This is a genomic window from Mesorhizobium sp. M7D.F.Ca.US.004.03.1.1 (assembly GCF_003998635.1).
Lineage (GTDB): Bacteria > Pseudomonadota > Alphaproteobacteria > Rhizobiales > Rhizobiaceae > Mesorhizobium > Mesorhizobium loti.
This window is the reverse complement of record NZ_RZQG01000423.1, coordinates 1-5,080: the sequence shown is the minus strand read 5'-3', so window position 1 is coordinate 5,080 and position 5,080 is coordinate 1. Positions and strand designations below refer to the sequence as shown.

Below are 5,080 nucleotides of genomic sequence, written 5' to 3'. Positions count from 1 at the left end.
CCCACCGCCATATTCGCCCCCAAGCGCCAAGCCCTGCAGCATGCGCAGCGCGACCAGGATGATGGGGGCTGCGATGCCCCAGCTCGCGGAACCTGGAAGCAGGCCGACCAGGAACGTCGAACTGCCCATGATCAGGATGGTCACAAGAAACGTATATTTGCGGCCTACGAGATCGCCGATACGGCCGAACACCAGCGCGCCGAATGGGCGCACCAGGAAGCCGGCAGCGAAAGCCAACAGGGCGAAGATGTTGCGTGTCGCTTCGGGATACTGGCTGAAGAACGTGGCGCCGATAAAGGCCGCCAGCGAGCCGTAGAGATAGAAATCATACCATTCGAAAACGGTGCCGAGCGAGGAAGCGAAGATGACTTTCTTCTCCTCTCGCGTCATGCCGCGGCTTGCTCCGCCGGCGGTTGATGCCATTGCCATTGAGTTATCCTCCCGTGAGACCCTTGTCCTCGATACTGCGCGACAATGTCCGTGTTCTCCTCCGAACGCGGACTCAAGCACAGCCATCACGGAAAAAATGACAGAAAGCAGCCGCCAAAGGCAGCGCGTCTTTGGGATTATGACTTTGGTATTAGGTGCGCTGCGGGATGAAGCGGAGCGAGCGGCGAAACCCGTCAGCCCTTGAGCGCTTCGAGCAGGCCGATAGCGGCCATCATGTCGCGCTTGCGGGCCGCGCGGCGCGCGACCGCTTCGGCGTCCTGCCCCCATTGCTCGATTTGCCAGTCCTCGTCGACATGGCCGGCAGCCCAGGCAGCCTCAGCGTCGAGCTCGCCGAAATCGACAGCCAGTGCCAGCAGCGCCGAACCGGTCAGCGACGTCATCACGTGGATGGCGGCCAGCCGCAGCGGTTCGGCGCGCTGGGCAAGATGGCCGCCCAGCACGGCGATGCTTTCGCGTGGCTGCTCGACATGGATGATCCCCTCAGCGAGATTGAAGCGAGCCCCAAGCGTCGCCCTCGCCCAATCGATCACCGGGTCCCAATGCTGGTTCTGCCGCTCCACCAGCCCCTGCGGCGCGTCGGCGCGGTAACAGAGCAGATCGGATGAGGCGAAGCGGAGAATGTCTTCCAGCACCGCCTGCGGATCGCTGGCGACGCCATCGATAGCAGTGTTCACAAGCCGCATCACCGGCATGGTCACCGGATCAATGGTCTCGCCCTGTGCGGCGAATTCGTCGGCGACGAGCGCTGCTGCTGCCTCGGTCGGCAGGGCCAGCAGTGCCTTGCCCGGCGTGCGCACTGGCTTGCCGTCGAGATGCACGGCAAAGCCGTCTTCCACCGGCGCGACCGAGACGGTCTTGTAGAAGCGCTTCGGCAGATGCGTTTTCATCTGGATCTGGGCGCGACGCACAGGATCGGGATCGGAGAGATATTTGCCCGCCTCGAGGTCGTTGAGGATATCACGCATAGAAGTCTCTCTCACACCGGCGTCAGCTTGCGCACCGGCCGGTTGACGATGATCAGGCCGGCAGCAATCAGGCCAAGTGCCAGAAAAATGCGCATGGTCAGCGGCTCATTCAAGAACATGGCGCCGCACAAAACGCCGAAAACCGGCGACAGGAAGGTGAAACTGGACAGGCCTGACGCCGGATAGCGCCGCAGCAGCCAGAACCACAGCACATAGGTAAAGGCGACGATGTAGACCGCCTGGAAAAGCAGAGCCAAAGTCGGCAGCACGGTCGGGTCGCGGACAGGCGGACCGGCGAGAGGCAGCACCAATATGCCGACGATTGCAGCACCGGCGAGCTGATAGAGCAGAAGCTTTTCAGCACTCGCCTCCACCAGCTTCGAACGCTTGATGAGAATGTTGGTCAAGGCCCAGAAAAATCCGGAGCCAAGACTCAGGAGATCGCCGAACAACATGTCTCCGCTACCGCCAAGCTTGTCGGAAAAAACCGCGGCAAGGCCGGCAAACGCCAGCAGCAGGCCAAGGAACTTGCGCAGGGTGATCTGTTCGCCGAGCAGGAAATGGCCGCCGAGCAGCATCCAGAACGGCATTGTGTTGACCAGCAGCGTGTTGCGGGCAACGGTGGTGTGCTCCAGACCAACATAAAGGCAAAGGAACTCGATGCCGAAAAGCACGCCCACTGTGATGCCGGCGATCAATGTCCCATCATGCGTGAAAAGCGCTATGCCGCGCCACCGGCACCAGGCGAAGACGCAAAGACCGCCGATGATCGAGCGCGCAATCGACAGGAAGACGGGGTCGTAGCCGGCGTAGGAGACCTTGGCGGCGACGTAGTTCAGCCCCCAGGAAAATGTCAGACCGACCATGATGGCGGCGGCGGCCAGGTCGACCGTGTCGCGCCGGTCGAGCGTGTCGGTGGCGCCGCTCAAGATCAGTCCTCCGCGCTGGCGTCGTCGAAGCCGATCAGGTTCCAGCTCTGGCGCATATGCGGCGGCATTGGCGCGGTGACATCGATGACACCCTTGTCCGGATGCGGAATGATGATGCGGCGGGCGTGCAGATGCAGGCGGTTTTGAATACCGCCGGGGAAATCCCAGTTGGTGTCGGCCTCGAAATATTTCGGATCGCCCAGGATCGGGCAGCCGATGTAAGCGGCATGGACACGAAGCTGGTGGGTGCGGCCCGTGTAGGGCTCCATTTCCAGCCAGGTCATCGTCTGCGCCGCCTGTTCGATGATGCGGTAATAGGAGACGGCGTGGTCGGCGCCCTTTTCGCCATGCGCGGCGACACGGACACGGTCACCGTCCGGCGTCGGCTCCTTGATCAGCCAGGTCGAGATCTTGTCCTCGCGCTTGGGCGGCACGCCCTTGACCAGCGCCCAATAGGTCTTCTTGGTCTCGCGGGCGCGAAACGCTTCCGAGAGCTTCATGGCGGCAAGCCGGGTGCGGGCGACGACCAGCACGCCCGAGGTATCGCGATCGAGCCGGTGCACGAGCCGCGGCTTCTCGCCCTTCTGGTTGCGCCAGGCCTCCAGCATGTCGTCGACATTGCGGGTGACGCCCGAGCCGCCTTGCACGGCAAGGCCCGCCGGCTTGTTGAAGACAAAGACCTTGGGATCTTCATGGATCAGCATCTTGGCGAGAACATCGGCATCGCCCTGGTTGCGGATCGAGTGACCGGTCAGCGCGCTCTCGCCCTTCTTGTCCACCTCAAGCGGCGGCACGCGCACCATCTGGCCGGGCTCGACACGGGTGTCGGCCTTGACGCGGCCGCCGTCGACGCGGATCTGGCCGGAGCGCAGCAGCTTTTGCAGGTGGCCAAAACCAAGGCCCGGGAAGTGGGTCTTGAACCAGCGATCGAGCCGCATGCCCGCCTCGCCGGCCTCCACCGTAATCTGTTCAACGCCTGCCATATCTTTTCGCTTATCCGTTTCCCAAGCAGGGCTCGGCCTGCTCTCGGCGCGGCAATAGCATTATGAAACGGTTCTTGCGAGCCAAAGTCCCAGAAACAGGGCGATAATGGCGCCAATGACACTGGCAAGGGCATATCCGAACGCCGGCAACGTGGCTCCCCGCTCCCAAAGCGTCGCGAAATCGAGCGAGAACGCGGAAAAAGTGGTGAAGCCGCCGAGGATGCCGGTGGCAATGAACAGCCTGAGCTCGTTCGATCCGCCGCGGCGCGCCAAGATGGCGATGAACAGGCCCATGGCGAACGAGCCGGCGATGTTGATGGCCATCGTGCCCCAGGGATAGTTGGGGCCGACAAGGCGCAGCGCGCCCATGCTGGTGAGATGACGAATACCGGCGCCGATGCCGCCGCCGACCACAACGAGAAGCAGATTGAACATGACCGTTACTGCCCCTGACGGGACGGCGAGGTCAATCCCCTGTTTGCGTAGGCGCAGGCACCGCGCAAACAGTTGAACGCGTCAGGAACCGCCGCTCGCGCCCGTTGTCGAGCGAGAACATGCCACCCCTGCCCGGCACGACGTCGATGATGAGATCGGTGTGCTTCCACACCTCATATTGTGAAGCGCTGATATAGACCGGCGTCTTGTCGATCTCGCCGAGCAGCACATCATTGTCACCGACGATGAAATCCCCCTGGGGATAGCACATGGGCGAGGAGCCATCACAACAACCGCCCGACTGGTGAAACAACACCGGACCATGGTCAGCGATGATTTCAGCTAGAAAGGTTCTGGCTGCCGGCGTGACTGAGACTTTTCCCAGGGAAACCTTGTCGAGCATGCCGTCCTCCATCAGGAGCGCCTTCTTCAAGAAGACACCGAGGCGCGGCCGGTCAGCCGCGCCTCTTGCACAGATCGTGCATGATCGTTCGGAAAAGGATCATGCGCCGCTTCGGGAGGCGATCAGAAGAAGCCGAGTTTCTTCGGGCTGTAGCTGACCAGCATGTTCTTGGTCTGCTGATAGTGATCGAGCATCATCTTGTGGTTCTCGCGGCCGATGCCGGACTGCTTGTAACCGCCGAACGCGGCGTGCGCAGGATAGGCATGGTAGCAGTTGGTCCAGACGCGTCCGGCCTGGATGGCACGGCCGAAACGGTAACAGCGATTCGCGTCGCGGCTCCAGATGCCGGCGCCGAGGCCGTAGAGCGTGTCATTGGCGATCGACAGCGCTTCGTCATCATCCTTGAAAGTGGTGACAGAAACCACCGGCCCAAAGATCTCCTCCTGGAAGACGCGCATCTTGTTGTGACCCCTGAACACGGTCGGCTTGACGTAATAGCCGCCCGCCAGATCGCCCGGCAGATGGTTCTGTTCGCCACCGATCAGCACTTCGGCACCTTCCTGCCGGCCGATGTCGAAATAGCTCAGGATCTTTTCCAGCTGTTCGCTCGACGCCTGCGCGCCGATCATCGTTGCCGGATCGAGCGGATCGCCCTGGACGATTGCCTCGACCCGCTTCAGAGCCTTTTCCATGAACTTGTCGTAGATCTTCTCATGCACCAGCGCCCGGCTCGGACAGGTGCAGACCTCGCCCTGATTGAGCGCGAACATGACGAAGCCTTCGATCGCCTTGTCGAAGAAGTCGTCGTCCTCCGATGTCACGTCCTGGAAGAAGATGTTGGGCGACTTGCCGCCGAGCTCGAGCGTCACCGGGATGAGGTTCTGGCTCGCATATTGCGAGATCAGCCGGCCGAAC

General features: G+C 62.0%; 6 protein-coding genes and 1 pseudogene. All 7 read right to left on the bottom strand.

The annotated features are described in order from the left end of the window. Positions 1-429 (bottom strand): MFS transporter (locus EN935_RS21705; RefSeq protein ID WP_164771253.1); only part of this gene is annotated, 429 nt, incomplete at its 3' end. Positions 430-623: 194 nt separating this feature from the next. Then, positions 624-1,415 carry an ATP12 family chaperone protein gene (locus EN935_RS21700; RefSeq protein WP_109672266.1) on the bottom strand — a complete coding sequence of 264 codons (792 nt, stop codon included), beginning with the start codon at positions 1,413-1,415 and terminating at the stop codon, positions 624-626. Between the two features lie 11 nt (positions 1,416-1,426). Beyond that, entirely contained in the window at positions 1,427-2,344 is a 918-nt protein-coding gene (locus tag EN935_RS21695) for a DMT family transporter (protein WP_127264818.1), read from the bottom strand. Between the two features lie 2 nt (positions 2,345-2,346). Continuing rightward, on the bottom strand, positions 2,347-3,327 hold the full coding sequence (locus tag EN935_RS21690; RefSeq protein ID WP_109672261.1) for an RluA family pseudouridine synthase: 981 nt from the start codon (positions 3,325-3,327) through the stop codon (positions 2,347-2,349). Between the two features lie 60 nt (positions 3,328-3,387). Next, entirely contained in the window at positions 3,388-3,762 is a 375-nt protein-coding gene (gene crcB, locus EN935_RS21685; protein ID WP_109672258.1) for a fluoride efflux transporter CrcB, read from the bottom strand. A 31-nt stretch (positions 3,763-3,793) separates the two neighbouring features. Further along, positions 3,794-4,165 carry a DUF779 domain-containing protein gene (locus EN935_RS21680; protein WP_109672355.1) on the bottom strand — a complete coding sequence of 124 codons (372 nt, stop codon included), beginning with the start codon at positions 4,163-4,165 and terminating at the stop codon, positions 3,794-3,796. 122 nt (positions 4,166-4,287) lie between these two features. Further along, positions 4,288-5,080 (bottom strand): annotated as a pseudogene (adh, locus tag EN935_RS21675) (aldehyde dehydrogenase); the annotation flags it as partial.

Coding starts and splice junctions, on each gene's coding strand:
- EN935_RS21700 (WP_109672266.1), bottom strand. CDS start 1,415: ATGCGTGATATCCTCAACGACCTCGAGGCGGGCAAATATCTCTCCGAT.
- EN935_RS21690 (WP_109672261.1), bottom strand. CDS start 3,327: ATGGCAGGCGTTGAACAGATTACGGTGGAGGCCGGCGAGGCGGGCATG.
- crcB (WP_109672258.1), bottom strand. CDS start 3,762: ATGTTCAATCTGCTTCTCGTTGTGGTCGGCGGCGGCATCGGCGCCGGT.
- EN935_RS21680 (WP_109672355.1), bottom strand. CDS start 4,165: ATGCTCGACAAGGTTTCCCTGGGAAAAGTCTCAGTCACGCCGGCAGCC.